The 18,395-nt window shown below is 57.4% G+C and carries 16 protein-coding genes; 6 read left to right on the top strand and 10 right to left on the bottom strand.

Annotated features, from left to right (window positions below):
- Window positions 1-3: 3 nt before the first annotated feature.
- From KIN_RS14040 to KIN_RS14060, 5 genes are all read right to left on the bottom strand, one after another.
- Window positions 4-2,250: a xanthine dehydrogenase family protein molybdopterin-binding subunit gene (locus KIN_RS14040; RefSeq protein ID WP_159808175.1), complete on the bottom strand. Its 2,247-nt coding sequence runs from the start codon at window positions 2,248-2,250 to the stop codon at window positions 4-6.
- Between the two features lies 1 nt (window position 2,251).
- Window positions 2,252-2,716, bottom strand: a complete 465-nt coding sequence (locus KIN_RS14045; RefSeq protein ID WP_159808177.1) for a (2Fe-2S)-binding protein — start codon at window positions 2,714-2,716, stop codon at window positions 2,252-2,254.
- A 67-nt stretch (window positions 2,717-2,783) separates the two neighbouring features.
- Window positions 2,784-3,287, bottom strand: coding sequence for a GNAT family N-acetyltransferase (locus KIN_RS14050; protein WP_159808179.1), 504 nt, complete (start codon window positions 3,285-3,287; stop codon window positions 2,784-2,786).
- Window positions 3,245-4,438, bottom strand: coding sequence for a kynureninase (kynU, locus tag KIN_RS14055; RefSeq protein WP_159808181.1), 1,194 nt, complete (start codon window positions 4,436-4,438; stop codon window positions 3,245-3,247). Before kynU ends, KIN_RS14050 begins: the two co-directional genes overlap by 43 nt.
- A 43-nt stretch (window positions 4,439-4,481) precedes the next feature.
- The gene (locus KIN_RS14060) at window positions 4,482-5,237 is read right to left on the bottom strand and encodes an SDR family NAD(P)-dependent oxidoreductase (RefSeq protein WP_159808183.1); all 756 of its coding nucleotides are present in this window, start codon (window positions 5,235-5,237) and stop codon (window positions 4,482-4,484) included.
- Window positions 5,238-5,422: 185 nt separating this feature from the next.
- On the opposite strand from KIN_RS14060, the gene KIN_RS14065 reads away from it, so the two are divergent.
- The 4 genes from KIN_RS14065 (at window position 5,423) to KIN_RS14080 (ending at window position 10,279) form a co-directional block, all read left to right on the top strand.
- Window positions 5,423-6,994 (top strand): Re/Si-specific NAD(P)(+) transhydrogenase subunit alpha, encoded by a 1,572-nt coding sequence (locus KIN_RS14065; RefSeq protein WP_159808185.1) that lies wholly within the window; start codon window positions 5,423-5,425, stop codon window positions 6,992-6,994.
- 13 nt (window positions 6,995-7,007) lie between these two features.
- Window positions 7,008-8,441 (top strand): NAD(P)(+) transhydrogenase (Re/Si-specific) subunit beta, encoded by a 1,434-nt coding sequence (locus KIN_RS14070; protein ID WP_159808187.1) that lies wholly within the window; start codon window positions 7,008-7,010, stop codon window positions 8,439-8,441.
- 110 nt (window positions 8,442-8,551) lie between these two features.
- Window positions 8,552-8,830: a hypothetical protein gene (locus KIN_RS14075; RefSeq protein WP_159808189.1), complete on the top strand. Its 279-nt coding sequence runs from the start codon at window positions 8,552-8,554 to the stop codon at window positions 8,828-8,830.
- A gap of 168 nt (window positions 8,831-8,998) precedes the next feature.
- Complete coding sequence (locus tag KIN_RS14080) at window positions 8,999-10,279, top strand: DUF3422 family protein (protein WP_159808896.1); 1,281 nt, start codon at window positions 8,999-9,001, stop codon at window positions 10,277-10,279.
- A gap of 6 nt (window positions 10,280-10,285) precedes the next feature.
- Here KIN_RS14080 and KIN_RS14085 read toward each other — a convergent pair whose 3' ends face one another.
- The 5 genes from KIN_RS14085 to KIN_RS14105 all read right to left on the bottom strand — a co-directional run bounded on the left by KIN_RS14085 (window position 10,286) and on the right by KIN_RS14105 (window position 16,083).
- Window positions 10,286-11,209: an ABC transporter permease gene (locus tag KIN_RS14085; protein WP_159808191.1), complete on the bottom strand. Its 924-nt coding sequence runs from the start codon at window positions 11,207-11,209 to the stop codon at window positions 10,286-10,288.
- Window positions 11,202-12,227, bottom strand: a complete 1,026-nt coding sequence (locus KIN_RS14090) for an ABC transporter permease (RefSeq protein ID WP_159808193.1) — start codon at window positions 12,225-12,227, stop codon at window positions 11,202-11,204. The genes KIN_RS14085 and KIN_RS14090 overlap by 8 nt, the downstream gene beginning before the upstream one ends.
- Window positions 12,228-12,309: 82 nt before the next feature.
- Window positions 12,310-14,025 carry a peptide ABC transporter substrate-binding protein gene (locus KIN_RS14095; RefSeq protein WP_159808195.1) on the bottom strand — a complete coding sequence of 572 codons (1,716 nt, stop codon included), beginning with the start codon at window positions 14,023-14,025 and terminating at the stop codon, window positions 12,310-12,312.
- Window positions 14,022-15,068 carry an ABC transporter ATP-binding protein gene (locus tag KIN_RS14100; RefSeq protein WP_279285277.1) on the bottom strand — a complete coding sequence of 349 codons (1,047 nt, stop codon included), beginning with the start codon at window positions 15,066-15,068 and terminating at the stop codon, window positions 14,022-14,024. The genes KIN_RS14095 and KIN_RS14100 overlap by 4 nt, the downstream gene beginning before the upstream one ends.
- Complete coding sequence (locus tag KIN_RS14105; RefSeq protein WP_159808197.1) at window positions 15,058-16,083, bottom strand: ABC transporter ATP-binding protein; 1,026 nt, start codon at window positions 16,081-16,083, stop codon at window positions 15,058-15,060. Before KIN_RS14105 ends, KIN_RS14100 begins: the two co-directional genes overlap by 11 nt.
- Window positions 16,084-16,311: 228 nt before the next feature.
- On the opposite strand from KIN_RS14105, the gene KIN_RS14110 reads away from it, so the two are divergent.
- Window positions 16,312-17,115, top strand: a complete 804-nt coding sequence (locus KIN_RS14110) for a glycosyl transferase (protein ID WP_159808199.1) — start codon at window positions 16,312-16,314, stop codon at window positions 17,113-17,115.
- A gap of 60 nt (window positions 17,116-17,175) precedes the next feature.
- A complete protein-coding gene (gene argE, locus KIN_RS14115; protein WP_159808201.1) occupies window positions 17,176-18,339 on the top strand; it encodes an acetylornithine deacetylase in 1,164 nt (387 codons plus the stop codon).
- The last annotated feature ends 56 nt before the right edge of the window (window positions 18,340-18,395 follow it).

Here is an 18,395-nt window from a genome sequence, read left to right on the forward strand (position 1 = left end):
TCCTCAGCTTACAAACGAAAAATTCTTTGACAGCGGAAGTTCACGTGGTCGGGTTCCGGTGAGATCAAACACCGCGTTTGCCAAAGCCGGTGCGGCGGGCGGAAGTCCGGGTTCCCCCACGCCACCCATGTGTGTGTTGGTTTCGCGAATTTCGACGGCGATCTCGGGGCAAGTATTGATGCGCATCGCGTCGTAATCCGGGAAGTTTTCCTGAACGACCTGACCGTTTTCGAAGGTGATTTCGCCCCAGATTGCAGCAGAGAGACCGTAGATGAGGCCCGACGACATCTGCGCACGAATGATCTCCGGGTCCAGGGCCCGCCCCACGTCACAGGCAATCCATGCATTCGTGACCCGAATGGCGCCGTCCTCATCGCGCACTTCAATGATTTCGGCAACTGGCGTTCCGAAGGAATAGGTCAATGCGACCCCACGGCCTGTGTCGGGACCTGTTTGCCCAGTCCAATCTGACATTTCCTTCACTTTTTGCAGCAGCATGGCAGAGGGTTCGTGTTCGCGCGCGGCAAGCTCTTTCCGAAATTCAAGCGGGTCCCGCGCCGCGGCATGGGCCATCTCATCAATAAAGCTCTCCATGAAAAACGCATTGTAGGAATTGCCCACAGAGCGCCAGAACCCGATCGGCACCTCAAGATCCGCGAAATGCCCCTGGTATCGGAAATTCGGAATGCCGTAAGGCTGATCGAACGCGCCTTCCACGTGGCCTTTATCCGGCCCGGGTGGCGCGAACCCAGCTAGTCTGAGGGAGCTTTGGCGCGTCACTGACGGGGCGGAAACGGCGCCTGACAGCGCTTTGATCTGCCCCTCCTCCACGACTCCTTCGAACCGCGCCAGAGCCGCTGGGCGATAAAAATCATGGCGCATGTCTTCTTCACGTGACCAAGTGACCTTGATGGGCGTGCCCGGTACGGCCTTCGCGACGAGGGCCGCATATCGCGAAAAATCGAACTCACCCCGTCTGCCGAACCCGCCACCCAAGAAGGGGGTGATGACCTCTACCGCGTCTTTATCGAGACCAACGGCCTCGGCGCATTTGTCACGCGTGATTAAGGGGGCCTGATTGCCTGACCAGATTGTCAGCGCATCCCCGGTATAGAGCGCCGTCGCGTTCATCGGTTCCATCGTCGCATGAGCCAGCCACGGCACACTGTAGGCGGCGGTGACCTTCTCGGTGGCTTCCGCAAGAACCGTTTCCACATCACCGTCGTCGCGCAGCGTAGAGTTCGGTTTGCTCTCGAACCCGGCCTCAATCACCGTCAGCAGCTCTTTCGTGCTGGGCGGGTAGGGGGCAGGCGCCCACGTGATTTGAACAGCGTCGGTCGCCTTCATAGCGAGCCATGTGTTCGTGGCGACAACCGCGACACCGTTGTCGAAAGGAATGATCTCTTCGACACCGGCCATTTTACGGGCATCTGTATCGTCATAGCTTTCGACTGGCGCGCCGAGATTGGGGTTGATGCGGATCGCAGCAAACTTCATGCCGGGCAGTCGAACGTCGGCGCCAAATTCCGCGGTCCCCGTGGCTTTCGCGCTCTGGTCCTTGCGCGGCATGCTTTGACCCAGATAGCGCCACGTTGACGGATCGCGCAGTTCTAACGAGCGCGGCGTATCCAGCAATGCGGCCTCTGGCGCGAGATCGGCGTAGGACAGCATCGTGCCATCTGCCGCAATCACATGACCGGCGCGCGTTTCGAGTGTATCCACACCAGCACCCAATTGGTTGGCCGCCGCCATTTTCAACGTCTCGCGCGCAGTGGCCCCTGCCATGCGCATTTTCTCATAGCCGTCGATTGTCGAGGTCGATCCACCGGTTACTTGCAGGCCCATCATCTTCGCCATCACAGCGGAAGACACTTTGAGCCTCGTTTGGAAATCGGTCTCGGCATAGTCGCGAAACGGCATGGCAAGCCCCATGATGGCGCCGTTAAAATACGCCTGATCGCCGGGCCCGTGCATCACCTTTACGCTGTCCCAGGCGACGTCCAACTCCTCCGCGACCATTGCTGCCAAGGTTGTGTGGATCCCCTGACCCATTTCGGCGCGCGGGGTGATGATGGTCACGCCGCTCTGGTCTATGATGAGATACGGATTAAGGCTGGTTTGCCCCTCGGCCGGGCGCAGAGGATTGGGCAGTTCGCGCCGCGCTTGGTAGACGCCGAACGCCACGCCGCCAGCTACCGCGGCAGATGCAACAAGCAAGGTTCTTCGGGTGATTTTTCCCACGCGGCTCATCTCAGGCACCCCCCATCACTTTCGCCGCGTCCTTAATGGCCGCCCGAATGCGCGGGTACGTGCCACACCGGCACAGATTGCCCGCCATAGCGTCATCTATATCGGCGTCGGTTGGATTTGATATTTCTTGTAGCAGTGCCGCAGCCTGCATGATTTGGCCGGACTGACAATATCCGCACTGCGCCACTTGGTGCCTGACCCAAGCCTCTTGCACCGCACTCATGGCATCTGGCGTGCCGTGCCCCTCGATTGTCGTGACTTCACCCCAGACGTCGCCGAGCCCCACCTGACAAGACCGCACGGCCTCTCCATCAATATGAACCGTGCACGCACCGCATGCGGCGACGCCGCAGCCGAACTTGGTTCCGGTTAAACCGATCTCATCGCGCAATACCCAGAGAAGGGGCACGTCCTCCGGCAAATCGACCGTGTGAGAAGTGCCGTTGATGGTGAGTGTGGTTGTCATTGCTCAGCCCCAGAATTGAACCGCTTGGTTTAGTATAAGCCCGGTGCGTGATGGTGCCAATGCGTTTCTAACTAAGGTGCTTTTCCATGCGAAAGTTCAGAATGTCGCGGCCATTGCGATGGACAGTCTGCGGGGTCAACGTTGTCCAACCCTGACGTGCAAAGAAAGACCGTGCCAGATGGCTCGCCTCTGTCGTCAGGTGGTCGATCTTGGCGGCGCGGGCCCAGTTTTCTAAAGCTGTATAGAGCTTTTCTGCAACCCCCTGTCCCATGAAGGAGGGCAGGACATAGGCCATGTCGAGATACCCGTTTTTTGCAATACTCATGAAACCAATGATCCGTCCCTCGCGCTCGGCAATCAATGTATGGTGGAGTGACAGCCGCTCGCCCCACCGTTCTGGCACTTTCTCGCTTGCCGCCCATGCAGCAAGGTCTGCTTCGCTATAAAGGGTGGCTGCGCCTCGACGTACTGCTTCGAAGAAGACTTTATAGGTGGCGGAACTGTCGGTAGGACGAAACGTACGCAGAGCTACGTGACGCGCGCCCGAACCCGATATGCGTCCCGATCCCAAAGCCCGTCCTCCATGATGCGGTGCAGCGTGGATGCTGCAGTCAAGATATCCTGCTCCCCGATGTAAAGCGGCGTGATGCCGAACCGCAAGATATCCGGCGCCCGAAAATCGCCAATCACCTTTTGGGCAATCAGCGCTTGCATGATGGCATAGCCTTCGGGGTGCGAGAAAGAAACCTGGGAGCCGCGCCGATCAGCATCACGCGGCGAAACAAGCACGAGATCGGGGCATGTGCGTTCAACTTCGGCAATAAAAAGCTCAGACAAGTCAATCGCGCGGGCCCGGACCGTATCCATATCGACGTGATCCCAGACGTCCAGCGCAGCCTCCAATGCGGCCAGCTGAATGACCGGCGGTGTCCCCACACGCATCCGCTCAACACCGGACGCGGCCCGGTAGGAGAGGTCAAAGGCGAAAGGACTTTCGTGACCGAGCCAGCCGGACAACGCGGGTGTGACCTCATTCGCGTGTCTGGGCGCAACGTAGATAAAGGCCGGACCGCCGGGGCCGGAGTTGAGATATTTATAGCTGCAACCGACCGCAAAATCTGCGCCGACTTCAGCCAGATTGACAGGCACAGCCCCCGCAGAGTGTGCAAGGTCCCATACAGTGACGATGCCTTTCTCATGTGCGCGGCGTGTCAGATCGGCCATGTCATGCATGCGGCCGGTGCGATAATCGACCTGAGTCAGCATCAGGATCGCAACACTTTCGTCTAGGGCATGTTCAATGGCATCCGGGTCCACCAATTTGAGAGACAGTCCCTTGTCCAGTGATCGGATCAGCCCTTCGGCCATGTAAAGATCGGAGGGAAAGTTGCCTGTGTCGGACACTATGACCTTGCGGCCGGGCTGCATCTCAAGCGCCGATGCAAGGGCCTGATAGACCTTAATGGATAAGGTGTCGCCCATCACCACATGCCCAGCTTCGGCACCGACCAACCGACCGATGCGATCGCCGACCCGGCTGGGCTGCTCCATCCAGCCCGCCTTGTTCCAGCCAGTGATCAGCATTTCGCCCCACTGGTCTCGGATCATCTCATCCACGCGGTCTTGTGCGTGATGGGGCAGGGGGCCCAGCGAATTGCCGTCCAGATAGATGACACCGTCCGGCAGATGAAACATCGCCCGTGTTTTGTCGAAAATACTCATTGGGCCTCGGATTTTTTGTCTTTTGGGGCGGCCCGCCTTTTGCTCAGAACTCACCGCCGGAGATCTGGATTGCCTGACCGTTTACGCTTTCTGATCCAGGGCCGCAAAGCCAAAGAGCCGCTTGTGCAACTTCGGACGGTTCGATCAGGCGACCATGGGGATTGGCACCCAGCACGACCTGGTTCGCCTCGTCCTCTGACATGCCCGTGCGGGCCATGATCCGCTTGATGTTCTGTGGAACAATCGCGGTGTCCACATAGGCCGGGCAGATCGAATTGAATGTGATAGGTGCTCCTAGGTAGTCGGCGGCGAGCCCACGCATCAGCCCGGTCATGCCATGTTTGGAGGCCGTGTAGGCCGCGGCACCCTTCAGTCCCCGAAGGCCAGCGATGGAGGAGATGGCAATTACACGCCCCCAATCGGTCCTTGCCCGCGCGTTGAGTGCGGCCCGCGTGATTAGAAATGTTCCGGTCAGATTTATTTCAATGATGCGGTGCCAGTCCTCCAGACTGGTCTTGGGGATGGCACCGCCCTCTGCGATCCCGGCATTCGCGACCGTGATATCGACCACGCCCTTGGACGCGACGGCAGAAGCAAAACCGCTTTCAACTGAGTGTTCGTCACTCACATCCATGACAATCGGGTTTAAATCATAGGTTTTTGCAGCGTCCTCAAGAACATCCCGTCGCCGTCCCGTGATCGTGACGTCCGCTCCGACACCTTTGAGTGCTGTTGCAATCGCTAAACCAATTCCCGTGCCACCGCCTGTGACCAAGGCATGTTTCCCACTCAGATCCATCTCATCTCCTTGTCTTGAGGAAAGCTTATCGTACTGGACATCTGCGTCCAGCGGGTCATGTTCGACAATTGCGACGTTACGTCCACGAATTTTTCTTGCGCACGCCGCTGACTCTGACGGTATCGGGTGATATGAGCAGCGCCGATTGCAAATAATGGTTAAAAACCAAGACGAAGGGGACCGTGATGAAGATCGGGGCACCGAAAGAGACCTACACTGGCGAAAATCGGGTGGCGATGACGCCCGATAGTGCGCAACAAATTCAAAAGCTTGGCCACGATTGCCTGATCGAGACAGGTGCAGGCCTGAACGCGGGATTTACCGATGACGCGTATAAAGAAGCGGGCGTCGAGGTGGTCAAAACGGCTGCTGCACTTTGGAAAGCAGCGGATGTCGTTGTAAAAGTTCGCCAGCCAGATGCGAGCGAATCCAAGCGGCTGCGCGAAGGGCAGACGCTAATCTCTTTCTTCAACCCTGCAGCCAATGAAAAAGCCATGGCCGACGCCGCCAAGAAAGGTGCGAACGTCATCGCCATGGAGATGGTGCCACGCATCAGTCGCGCTCAGAAAATGGATGCGCTCAGTTCGATGGCCAATATCGCGGGCTACCGGGCGGTTATTGAGGCCGGTAACAACTTTGGACGTTTTTTCACCGGGCAGGTGACGGCAGCGGGTAAAGTCCCCCCAGCCAAAGTGCTGGTCATCGGTGCGGGTGTCGCAGGGCTGGCGGCCATCGGAACGGCGACATCTCTTGGCGCGATCACCTATGCATTCGACGTGCGCCCGGAAGTGTCCGAACAGATCGAATCCATGGGGGCAGAGTTCGTCTTCCTTGATTTCGAAGACACGCAGGACAGCTCAGCGTCTGGCGGATATGCGGCACCTTCCAGTCCCGAGTTTCGAGAAAAGCAACTCGAGAAGTTCCGTGAGATGGCGCCCGAGATCGACATCGTCATCTGCACGGCGCTGATCCCTAACCGCGAAGCGCCAGAGCTTTGGACCGAAGACATGGTCAAAGCGATGAAGCCCGGTTCGGTCATTGTCGACCTCGCCGCCGAGAAGGGCGGCAACTGCAAATTGACGGTGATGGACGAGAAGATTGTCACCGACAATGATGTCACGATCATCGGCTACACGGATTTCCCAAGCCGGATGGCGGCACAGGCTTCCACGCTCTACGGCAACAACATTCGTCACATGCTTACGGATCTGACGCCTGAAAAGGACGGTCAGATCGTTCACAACATGGAAGACGATGTGATCCGGGGCGCGACGGTCACCTATGACAAAGAAGTGACCTATCCACCGCCGCCGCCCAAGGTCTCGGCTATCGCGGCGGCGCCGAAGAAAGAGCCTGCCAAGGAACTGACGCCGGAAGAAAAGAAGGCGCAGGAAGTCGCGGCTTTTGCCAAGGAGACACGCCTTCAGGTCACGCTGATTACCGTCGGCGCTGTTTTGTTGCTGTCCGTGGGCCTTGTAGCGCCGGCCAGCTTTATGCAGCACTTCATTGTTTTCGTTCTCTCGGTCTTTGTGGGCTTCCAGGTGATCTGGAATGTCTCCCACGCGCTGCACACGCCATTGATGGCGGTGACGAACGCAATCTCCTCGATCATCATTCTGGGCGCGCTTTTGCAGATGGGCTCCGGTTCGATACTCGTGATCCTGCTTGCCGGGATTTCTGTCTTCATGACCGGGATCAATATTTTCGGCGGCTTCCTCGTGACACGGCGCATGCTCGCCATGTTCCAGAAATCCTAAGGAGTAGCGGATCATGGACTTCGGATTTACCACTGCCGCTTACGTTGTCGCGGCTGTCCTTTTCATTCTGTCGCTGGGTGGGCTTTCTGGTCAGGAGAGCGCCAAGCGCGCTGTCTGGTACGGCATTGCCGGTATGGCACTGGCAGTGTTCGCCACGCTGATCGGGCCGGGGTCGGGGCTTTGGCTCGCGTCACTGGTCCTTCTGGGCGGAGGCGGCATCATTGGCTATCAGCTTGCCTCCAAGGTCGAGATGACCCAGATGCCGGAGCTGGTCGCAGGAATGCACGCGATGGTGGGCCTTGCTGCCGTTTTCGTGGGCTTTAACGCCGACTGGACAATCGGCCTGGTCGACGCAGCCCAGACATCCGGTGAGCCGGTGGTCGGCTACTTCGCAGAGCTTGTAGCCAAGAAAACTCAGGTGGAGATCAATATCCTGCGGGTTGAGCTGTTCCTCGGGATCTTTATCGGTGCAATCACTTTCACTGGTTCGGTCGTGGCCTACGGCAAGCTGTCAGGACGTCTGACCAGTGCGGCTGAAAAGCTGCCTGGTGGTCATATGCTGAACGCGGCAGCCGCTGGTTTGTCCCTGCTGTGCTTGATTTGGTACTTCAACACGGGTGGTTTCTTCCCGCTCTTTCTGATGACGCTGGCCGCGCTTTTCATCGGCTACCATCTAATCATGGGCATCGGTGGTGCCGACATGCCGGTGGTTGTTTCGATGCTGAACAGCTATTCCGGTTGGGCCGCGGCTGCGATCGGTTTCTCACTGGGCAATGACCTTCTGATCGTGGTGGGGGCGCTTGTCGGGTCGTCCGGTGCGATCCTCAGCTACATCATGTGCAAGGCCATGAACCGGTCCTTCGTATCGGTTATTCTCGGCGGCTTCGGCGGTACCAGCGGCCCCGCCATGGAGGTCGAAGGCGAGCAGGTTTCGATTGATGCAGACGGTGTGGCCACAGCATTGAACGAGGCGGATAGTGTCATCATCGTGCCAGGTTACGGGATGGCGGTTGCGCAGGCGCAAAACGCGGTGTCGGAACTGGTCAAGAAGTTGCGGGCGCAGGGCAAGGAGGTTCGGTTTGCGATCCATCCCGTTGCCGGTCGTTTGCCGGGCCACATGAACGTTCTTTTGGCAGAAGCGAAGGTTCCCTACGACATCGTGTTAGAGATGGACGAAATTAACGAAGATTTCCCATCGACTGACGTTGCGATCGTGATAGGATCAAATGACATCGTGAACCCGGCCGCACAGGATGATCCGAATTCGCCGATTGCAGGGATGCCGGTTCTGGAAGTCTGGAAAGCCAAGCAGGTGTTCGTGTCCAAACGTGGACAGGGCACCGGTTACTCCGGCATCGAGAACCCGCTTTTCTTTAAGGATAACACACGGATGTTCTACGGTGACGCAAAAGCATCGCTTGATACGCTGTTACCAAAGATCGACTGAAGACCACCTTCAAACACTAAACTGCCCCGTCATCTCGGCGGGGCATTTTTTTTCGACGGAAACCGTGGCTGCCCCCGTTTGATGATCATACATCATCTACGGAGATACCTATGAGACATCTTTTCATTCTTGCTTTTGCCATGACCTTGCCAGCGCTTTCACCTGCATTCGCGGATAACGGCGGGCCACTCGATCGGCTTGAGGATCGGGCGGATCGCCGTGAAAATCGGATTGATCGCGCTGTGGACAACGGTCCACTTGATCGGTTGGAAGACCGCGTGGACCGCCGCGAAGATCGTCGTGACCGACTGGGCATCAAGGGCTCGCGGGCGGTTGATCGCCACGAACGCCGCAGCATCCGACGCATTCGGAATGCAAGGTTCAACTAGGACATCGCGCGTGCCCTTCGACCGAATGGGCCGAAGGGCACGCGTTTCCAATGGGCTAAAGCGTGTGCCGTGGCATACTGAATAGCGCGGAAAATCTATTAATTTCTGTATTTTACTCGGAGACGTGGTGGCCTATGTGCTATTGCCATGACTGATATGGCACCCGCGATCACCACCATCGAAGACCATCCTCTGCGCTATGCGCTGGCAAACGAGCTGCATGCGCGCCCATTTCCGACGCTCGATGCGCCCTGTGGCGCCGTTTATCTTGCCATCAAGCGGCCAGAGGGGGCTGCGGCGCGGGACAAGGATGCAGATCGCCAGCATCTTACCCAATTGCTTGACCGGTTTGGCGCGACGCATCCTCAACCGGGGGCAACGCACTGGTTTGGTGATCTAGGAAAGCACAAGCTAAAATGGGAACAGCACACCGAGTTTGTAACCTACACGCTCTTCGTGGACCAAGTTGAGGAGCGTCCGTTCAACGGACAGATTTTCAGTCATTTACCGACAGACTGGTTGGCGAAGGCGCCTGGCGTTCGGATCACGTCTGCCCTGATCCGCGTCGAAGAAATGCAGGACGAGACCGAGATCGTCAGCCGCCTGACCGATTGGTTCGTCCCCGAAAGTCTGGCCGTCAGCCGTGTGCTGGATGGCTCTGCCGTGATTGCCGGTGATTTCCGCATTGACGCGGCAGGTCACATGCGGTTCGCGGCGTTTACCACCCCGGATTGCGGCGCACGCCGGATCGGGCGGATTGTGCAGCGCTTGTGCGAGATCGAGACCTACAAAACCATGTCGATGCTGGGACTCGCGCGGTCGCGCGATCTGGGCCCTCGGATGGGGGCGTTGGACAACGAACTCACAGGTCTGATGTCCTCTATGACCGGCAAGATGGCCCAGCCGGAAGAAACGCTCGACAGCCTTCTGGCGATTTCAGCCGAATTGGAAAACATGCTGGCGCAGTCCTCCTTCCGATTTGGGGCAACCGGCGCCTATGAAGCGATCGTCAACCAGCGAATCGATGTGCTGCGGGAAGAACGCTACACAGGCCGCCAGACCTTCGCAGAATTCATGATGCGCCGATTTGACCCTGCGATGCGGACCGTCAAATCTACGGAACGCCGACTGCAGACCATGGCCGAGCGGGCAATTCGGGCGGGTGATCTGCTTCGAACTCGTGTCGATGTAGAGCGATCTGCCCAGAACCAGAGCCTGCTGGAAAGTATGAACAAACGCGCGGACCTTCAGCTGCGCTTGCAAAAGACCGTCGAAGGTTTGTCCGTGGTCGCGATCAGCTACTACGCCGTCAACCTTGTGCTCTACATGGCAGGTCCTTTGGGGGACGCCGCCAACCTGTCCAAGCTGGTGATGACTGCCATTGCCACTCCGCTGGTCATTCTTGGCGTTTGGTGGATGGTGCGCCGCGTGCGGAAATCCATGGAGTGATTTGGTTCAGCGGCCCCTGATACGGGGGTCAAGCGCGTCCCTTAGACCGTCTCCAATGTAGTTCACACTGAGAACCGTCAGTGAGATCGCCAAACCGGGCCACATCACCCGTTCGGGGGATTGCTGCAAGTAGTCGATACTGTCGAACAGGAGGCGCCCCCATGTTGGGAAGTCAGGGGGGAAGCCCAGCCCGAGAAAGCTTAGCGCGCTCTCTGTGATAATCGCTGTCGCGATGCCCAAGGTAGCAGATACCATGATGGGACTTAGGACGTTGGGCAGAATATGCCGTGTGATCATCCGCCGATTTGGCGTCCCGATAGAGCGCGCCGCAAGAACGAACTCCCGCTCCTTCAAAGCCAGTACGTCACCGCGCACGATCCGCGCTGTTTGCATCCATGAGGTGATGCCGATGGCCGAGACCATGAGAATGAAAATGCCCCCCTCGGGCCCAAACTGGGCGCTCAGCCTGTCGCGGAAGAGCATAATGATGACCAGCAACAGCGGCAGCAAGGGCAGGGCGAGGAATAGGTCTGTTGCCCGCATCAAAAGCCCGTCGAGCCGCTTGAAGTAACCCGCAAGAACTCCGATGAGCGTCCCGAGGAACAGGGCAAGGATCATCGCCGTCATCCCCACTGCGAGACTGACCCGCCCGCCGGCCAGCATGCGGGCGAACGTATCCCGGCCCAACTGATCGGTGCCAAACGGATGGGCGAGGCTGGGTCCTTGGTTCCGGGACCGAATGTCGATTGTGGTGGCATCGAGATGCCACAGCATCGGTCCGAAGATCACGGCCAGCAGAATTATTACGAAGAAGATTGATCCAAGCAGCGCGCCTTTATGGCTGCGGAATTGATCCCAAACGTCCCACCATTGGCTGCGGGCAGGTTTGCGTTTTTCAATTTCAGCGATTGGGTTTGCGGCATCAGTCATAGCGGATCCTCGGATCTAGCAAACCATACAGAATGTCTGCGATCAGATTGAACAGGACGATCAGGATCGCAAAAATGAAAGTCAGTGTTTGAACCGTGGGTACGTCACCGCCTTGAATTGACAGGATCAACAGTTGTCCCAAGCCATTCACTTTGAAAACCTGCTCTGTGATGATGGCGCCGCCGAAAATTGACGGTATGCCCAAAGCGATGACTGTCACGACGGGGATCATCGAATTGCGCAACACATGAAGCAGCACGACCGTACGTTCCCGCAGGCCCTTTGCACGAGCTGTGCGCACATAATCCTGATTGAGATTGTCCAGCATAGAGGCCCGCGTGAAGCGGCTGATCTGCGCCGTGATCTGCAACGCCAGCACCATCACCGGCATGATCATCTGTCGGAACTGGTACACGAAGCTGTCCCAGTCAGTCACACGGTGCGTTGTATCGTAAATGGATGGCAGCCAGAAGAAGCTGTCTGACGGGATTATGACGGAAAACAGTACGATGACCACGACGCCCGAGAAGAAGGGCGGAACCGAAAAGCCCACCATGGAAACGAATGTGCCCACTTGGTCGAAAACCGAATATTGTTTGTAAGCAGAAATGACGCCAATGGGCAGCGCGATCAGGATGCCGACCACATAGGCGGTGCCTACCACCCACAAAGTTTGCGGCATGCGCTGCATGATGAGGTCCATCACCGGACTGCGGGTCTGATAGCTGATCAGACGTGTGGCATCGCCAGCACCAAGATCCCAACCGGTCGCATTTTCTAGATAGATAAGGGGTTCGATCCAGAAGAATTGCTGCAACCATTTGAGATATTGCACGATCAGGGGCTGGTTGACCCCCAGAGCTTCACGGATCTGTTCGCGGACTTCTGCGGGAATCGTGAGAGGCAGGTTACCAGTTGGATCAGACGGGCTCAGCTTAACGATCAAGAAAATGACAAAAGAAATGAACAGAAGCGTCGGGATCGTCAGGATCAACCTGCGGATCGTAAAATTAAACATTGGGGCGACGCCTCAGATTATATCTTTGAAAGCGGAAAATCGCACCCCGACCCGCGGGCGGGGTGCTTTCGTTGAGGCGTGTTTACTCGGTGCGGTACCAGTCTTTTACGTTCCAGATCTCGCTATCCCAGTCATTCATCTTCACACCGCCAAGGGAGTTGGCGTGCGCTGAAGGATTGCCGCGGTGGATAAGTGGAATGATTGAGTAACTCTGCATGAGCATATCGTTCATCTGCTTTGCAAGTTCAGCCCGGCGATCAAGATCTGCTGTCTGGGACATTTCGTCAACCAACGCGTCGTAGGCCGGATCGCAGAACCGTTGATTGTTGTTACCTTGCCATTGATTTTCAGGAGATGGAATATCCGAGCAAAGCCACCGTGCCATATAGGCTTCGGGATCGACTCCGGCAAAGTTGTTGGTATACATCTCGACGTCTGCGAAAAACTTCTGGAACGTGTCCGGGCTGCCAGGATCGCTTCCGAAGAAGACCGATGCATCGATATTCCGCAACTCCGTCTCTATACCTATTTCAGACCACCACTGTTTGATCAGGGCCTGCGTGTCCTGTCGTACCGCATTTGTTGAGGTCTGATAGAGCACCTCCAGTTCAATTCCGTCTTTGTCACGGATGCCGTTGCCGTTTGTGTCTGTCCAACCAGCGTCTTCCAGCACCTGTTTTGCACCTTCGATGTCCTGCGTGAGACAGTCGTCATTCGCAGTCGACGCATAGGCTTCGGGTGCTGGCAACACGTTGCACGTTGGTTGGCCCCCTGCACCATATCCGACCTCCACCAGCAAGCTTCGATCTATCGCCATGGACATGGCTCTGCCGACAGCCCGATCTGTTAGGAACGGATGCGGATGCGCCAGTGTCGCGCGCTCGTCGCCCAGAGCCGGGTCCGGGTTTGTTTGGTTGACCATCAATCTCTCGACTGAGGTTGCAAAGGCGACGGCGACCGTACCAATGCCGACCTGTTCCATGTCAGAAAGGACTTGGGGGTCGATCTGCAGATTCCACGCATAGTCGAACTCGCCGGTTTCAAGTACGGAGCGCGCGGATGCTGCGGCATCCCCGCCACCCTTGAATAACACAGTTGCAAAGGCGGGTTTGCCAGCCTCCCGGAAGTTCTCGTTAGCGGATAACTGAATTACGTCGTTCGCTTTGAACTCATCGACCTTGAACGGGCCAGTGCCGATCGGACCGAAGTTCTGCTCAGTGCAGGTTGGCGCTGCAGCGCCGATACAGTTCTCGAATTGAGCCTTTTGTATGATCGGGCTCTCGGACCCGACCAGTGCCGTGTAGGGAAATGGCTTTGGTGCATCAAAGGTTATCTTGAGCGTTCTATCGTCCACAGCCTCCATCGAGGTCACGCCATCGAAGTAGTTTATGTTGGCACAACCACCTTCCGGATGGGTGCAGTACTCCCATGTAAAAATGGCGTCCTCAGCGGTGAAGGGGGTGCCATCCGACCACAGAACGCCTTCTTTCAGCGTCCATGTGATCGAGGTCAGATCCTCGGCAACGCCGCCGTTTTCAACTGTGGGGATGCTTTCAGCCAACCATGGCACCATCTCGCCCACCTCGTTGAACCGTGCCAGAGGCTCGACGATCATGGAGGCGCTTTCAATCTCTTTGGTCCCGCCAGACAAATACGGGTTCAGCGTGGACGGTGCTTGCCAATATATGATGTTAAGCTGGCCATCGCGACCGCGCTCGCCTTCATGCCCATCGGCGAAAGCTGCCGGGGTCAGGACAAGCGTCGCCGCTGCGCCCATCAGGGCTGTCGTGAGTTTCATGTGATCTCTCCTTGTTGGATGCTCTTATGGGCCTCTGATGCCGCGTTTTCCGCGATCTGATGCAAGTGACAGGCCACAAAGCGGCCCGGTTGCACCTCTTGAAACTGGGGTTCGACGGTTTTGCATATCTCCATCACCTGCGGACAGCGCGTGCAGAAATTGCAGCCCTGTGGTGGGTTGGAGGGGGAGGGGACGTCGCCCGTCAGAATGATGCGCTCCACCTGTTCCTCGATATTCGGGTCAGGCTCGGGCACTGCGGACAGCAGTGCTTGCGTGTAGGGATGCAGCGGTGCTTCATAAAGCTCCGCGCGGGGCGCAAGTTCAGCGATCTGGCCGAGATACATGACTGCCACTCGGTCCGCGATATGGCGCACCATGGAAAGGTCATGGCTGATGAATAGATAGGTCAGACCTAGGCGATCCTGTAGCTCTTCGAGCAGGTTCACCACCTGCGCCTGAATCGACACATCCAGAGCCGCAATGGGTTCATCACAGACAATGAATTTGGGGTTCAGCGCGAGGGCACGGGCGATGCCGATGCGTTGGCGCTGGCCGCCGGAAAACTCATGCGGATAGCGGTTGGCGAATTCCTTGTTCAGCCCAACCTGATCCATCAACTCAAGCACGCGATCCTCGCGCTCGATCTTGCTCATTTTCACGTGCTCGCGCAGAGGTTCGGCAATGATATCCGCGACCGTCATGCGCGGGTTGAGCGAAGCCTGCGGGTCTTGAAAGATCATCTGCATGAGCGGTCGCATGGATCGCAATTTGCCAGCATCCGCAGTCGCGATATCGTCCCCGTCGATCCGGATAGCGCCATCCGTGATATCGTAGAGCCGCAGCACCGCACGTCCGACTGTGGATTTGCCGCAGCCACTTTCGCCGACAAGCCCCAGTGTTTCACCTTCGTAGATATCGAAGGATATCCCGTCGACGGCCTTCACGTCCCCAACCTTACGCTGCAAAAGCCCGCCATAGATTGGGAAATGCATCTTCAGGTTTTGAACCCGAACCAGAGGCTCTGTTTTCATATCAAGCGCCATGGGAAAACTCATGGAAACAGGCAGCGTCGTGACCGGGGCCGACTGTGCGCCGCACGGGGTTTTCTCGGTCGCAGCGGTCATGACGGAAGCTACACCTTGCACGGAACGGGCAGGCCGTGGGGGCAGCGCCCATGATCGGTGGCTGCCCCTCAATGACGTTCAGCTTGTCCTCGCGCGGACCCCGCACGGATGGGATCGTCTCCAACAGTGCGCGGGTGTAGGGGTGCTGAGGGTTGCCAAACAATTCCTTCACCGGCGCCTGTTCGACAATCTGACCACCATACATGACAACGACCCGGTCAGCGATGCCGGCGATGACGCCAAGATCATGGGTGATCCATATGATGGCCATCCCTAACTTCTGACGCAGATCCTTGATCAACTCCAAAATCTGGGCCTGAATTGTGACGTCGAGGGCCGTAGTCGGCTCATCCGCGATTAGCACCTTGGGATCGCAAGCCAGTGCAATGGCGATCATCACGCGTTGACGCATACCGCCTGAAAACTGGTGGGGATAGTCTGAAAGGCGGCGAGCCGCATCCGGAATTCCGACGAGCTCCAGCAATTCGACGGACCGCGCGCGGGCGGCTCGCTTGCCAAGTCCCATATGCTTCCGCAGAGGCTCGGCGATCTGAAAGCCGACGGTGAAGACAGGATTGAGCGATGTCATGGGGTCCTGAAAGACGAACCCGATCTTGCCGCCTCGAACGGATCGCAACGTTTTTGCGTCAGCTTTCAGCAGGTCGACGCCATCAAATATCACTCTGCCGTCTTTTACATCCGCGGGTGGCGAGGGAAGCAGTCCGATCAAGGACATCATCGTGACGGATTTTCCAGAGCCGCTTTCGCCGACCACGCCCAACAGTTCGCCCGGTTTAACATCGAAACTGACGGAGTTGACCGCGTGAACTTCGCCGGACCGGGTTTTGAACACGGTCTTTAGATTTTGTACGTCCAGCACAGGCTGGAGGGCCGACAAATCGGCCGATTGATCAGACAGGTCGCCGCGGGGCATTCAGGCTCCCAAGTTGGTAGTTCGTCTTTTTGGTCTCATCTCACATGCGAGACACCGCAAGTGTTAACAGGTTAGCGTAACGCGGCAAGCACGTTTCCGGACGAACTCCAATTGCGCTTTCTTTGCAGGAGTGTTTTGGGATAGGGACGCTGCGTCACTTTGGTCCGCGCATATTCAGATTGCAGAAGGGTCAGTATCTAGGCGGTGAGAGAGCGGTAAAGGGGCCGAATGAAACAGATAATCTGCATCAATTGGGGCACCAAGTACGGCGCGACCTACATCAATCGTCTCTACGGAATGGTAGAGCGCAACATCACGCCGCCGTTTTCCTTCACCTGCTTTACCGACAATAGCGACGGTATCCGTGATGAGGTAGATTGTGAGGACCTGCCTCCGATAAACGCCGTGATGCCAACCAACACGCGGGGCATCTGGCCGAAATCCCGCCTGTGGGGCCCAAAACTCGGATCTCTGACGGGTCCGGTTCTATTCATGGACCTCGATCTGGTGGTCACAGGCAATCTGGACCAGTTTTTCGAGATCGGTGGACCGGAGGATGTTGTGATGACCCGAAACCAGAGTACGCCGTTCGAGCGTCTGGGCCAGACATCCCTATTCCGATTTCCGGTCGGCAAGCTTATCTCGTTGCAACAAAAATTCGAGGCCGATCCGCAGGGGGTCGCCGACGAATATCGCTTCGAGCAGCGGTTCGTCACACGCAATGCGCCCGGAGGTGTGACGTTTTTCCCGAGCGATCTGGTTAAGCATTACACCTACAACTGCTGCTACGTGTTCCCGCTGAATTACTTTTTTACACCCAGACTTCCTAAGAATGCTCGCGCGATAATATTTGCGGGTGCCATTGATCCGAAATTCGCGATCGAAGGCCGGTGGAGCAAGCGGGACAAGGGGCACACCCCAATTGGGCATCTCAAAGCGCTCTTCACGAAGGACAGGTTTGAAACGCCGTTCCGCCATCTGCGCCATTTCGTCAAACCTGCACCTTGGGTGGCGAAGTATTGGCGGGAATGACCGGCCCTTGCACCCCGCGGGCTTTCCGATAGCGTATCGGCGAACCCAGAAAGGCGGCCCATGACCAAAACCCTGACTGCGCGCGAGATACTCGACCGGCTTGTCGCCTTTCCGACGGTCAGCTCCAGCAGCAACCTGTCTCTTATTGATTGGGTTGAAGACTATCTAGATGGCTTCGGCGTTCAGGCGACGCGGGTCTACAATGATGATCGAACCAAGGCCAATCTCTACGCCAATGTCGGGCCAGAGGTTGAGGGTGGCGTCGTTTTGTCCGGTCACACGGATGTTGTTCCGGTCGAGGGCCAGCCTTGGAACACCGATCCGTTTGTCGTGACTGAAAACGACGGCAAGCTTTACGGACGCGGCACCTGTGACATGAAGGGTTTTGACGCACTGGCCCTTGCCGCCGTGCCCCATGCACTGGAACGGGGTGTGAAGCGCCCCCTCCAACTGGCCTTCAGCTATGATGAAGAGGTGGGCTGCGTCGGTGCACCGTTTATGATTGCTGAAATGCGCGACGCTCTGCCGCCCGCGCAAGCTGTCATTGTGGGCGAGCCGTCCATGATGAAAGCCGTATCAGGTCACAAGGGCGGCTACGGCTGGTGGATCCACGTCCACGGGTTCGAGGTTCACTCCTCGCTCATGCATACGGGTGTCAATGCCATCATGCAGGGCGCGAAGCTCATCGAATGGGTCAACCAATTGAATGAAACGCTGATGCGGGCTGAGCCCACCCCGCTTGCCGCCCAGTTCGATCCTCCGTTTACAACGGCGCATACTGGTAGAATTTGGGGCGGAACGGCTCACAATATCACGGCGCGGGATTGCGAGTTCGGCATTGATTTCCGATTGGTGCCCGGCGAGGACATCGCGACATATCGAGACGCCCTGATGGAAAAGGTCGCCGAGGTCGAAGCGGCGATGCAGAAGATCCGGCCCGAGACCCGCATCGAGGTGACGCAACGGTTCCACGTGCCGCCGTTGCAGCCCGAAGATGACGGCCGCGCAGAGCAGCTTGTCCGCCAGATCACCGGCGATAACGGATCTCACGTCGTCAGCTACGGCACCGAGGCCGGACAGTTTCAGGAAAAAGACTACTCCGCCATTATCTGCGGCCCCGGTGATATTGCGCAAGCCCACCAGCCAAACGAGTTTCTGGCGGTCGATCAGTTTAAGCAAGGTGAGGCGTTTCTGGGCAAACTTGTGGATCATCTCGCGACCTAAACGCCTTGAGCCATCACTTGCTTGCACCCTGCGGCTTCGGGGTTCAACCTGACGCC

This window comes from Litoreibacter roseus (assembly GCF_009811795.1).
GTDB classification, from domain to species: Bacteria; Pseudomonadota; Alphaproteobacteria; order Rhodobacterales; family Rhodobacteraceae; genus Litoreibacter; species Litoreibacter roseus.

Bases quoted from the DNA above. Each gene is read 5' to 3' on its own strand.
- KIN_RS14065 (WP_159808185.1), top strand. From the start codon at position 5,423: ATGAAGATCGGGGCACCGAAAGAGACCTACACTGGCGAAAATCGGGTG.
- KIN_RS14045 (WP_159808177.1), bottom strand. From the start codon at position 2,716: ATGACAACCACACTCACCATCAACGGCACTTCTCACACGGTCGATTTG.
- KIN_RS14105 (WP_159808197.1), bottom strand. From the start codon at position 16,083: ATGCCCCGCGGCGACCTGTCTGATCAATCGGCCGATTTGTCGGCCCTC.
- KIN_RS14070 (WP_159808187.1), top strand. From the start codon at position 7,008: ATGGACTTCGGATTTACCACTGCCGCTTACGTTGTCGCGGCTGTCCTT.
- KIN_RS14075 (WP_159808189.1), top strand. From the start codon at position 8,552: ATGAGACATCTTTTCATTCTTGCTTTTGCCATGACCTTGCCAGCGCTT.
- KIN_RS14100 (WP_279285277.1), bottom strand. From the start codon at position 15,068: ATGGCGCTTGATATGAAAACAGAGCCTCTGGTTCGGGTTCAAAACCTG.
- KIN_RS14095 (WP_159808195.1), bottom strand. From the start codon at position 14,025: ATGAAACTCACGACAGCCCTGATGGGCGCAGCGGCGACGCTTGTCCTG.
- KIN_RS14085 (WP_159808191.1), bottom strand. From the start codon at position 11,209: ATGACTGATGCCGCAAACCCAATCGCTGAAATTGAAAAACGCAAACCT.
- argE (WP_159808201.1), top strand. From the start codon at position 17,176: ATGACCAAAACCCTGACTGCGCGCGAGATACTCGACCGGCTTGTCGCC.
- KIN_RS14060 (WP_159808183.1), bottom strand. From the start codon at position 5,237: ATGGATCTGAGTGGGAAACATGCCTTGGTCACAGGCGGTGGCACGGGA.
- KIN_RS14040 (WP_159808175.1), bottom strand. From the start codon at position 2,250: ATGAGCCGCGTGGGAAAAATCACCCGAAGAACCTTGCTTGTTGCATCT.
- KIN_RS14110 (WP_159808199.1), top strand. From the start codon at position 16,312: ATGAAACAGATAATCTGCATCAATTGGGGCACCAAGTACGGCGCGACC.
- KIN_RS14090 (WP_159808193.1), bottom strand. From the start codon at position 12,227: ATGTTTAATTTTACGATCCGCAGGTTGATCCTGACGATCCCGACGCTT.
- kynU (WP_159808181.1), bottom strand. From the start codon at position 4,438: ATGAGTATTTTCGACAAAACACGGGCGATGTTTCATCTGCCGGACGGT.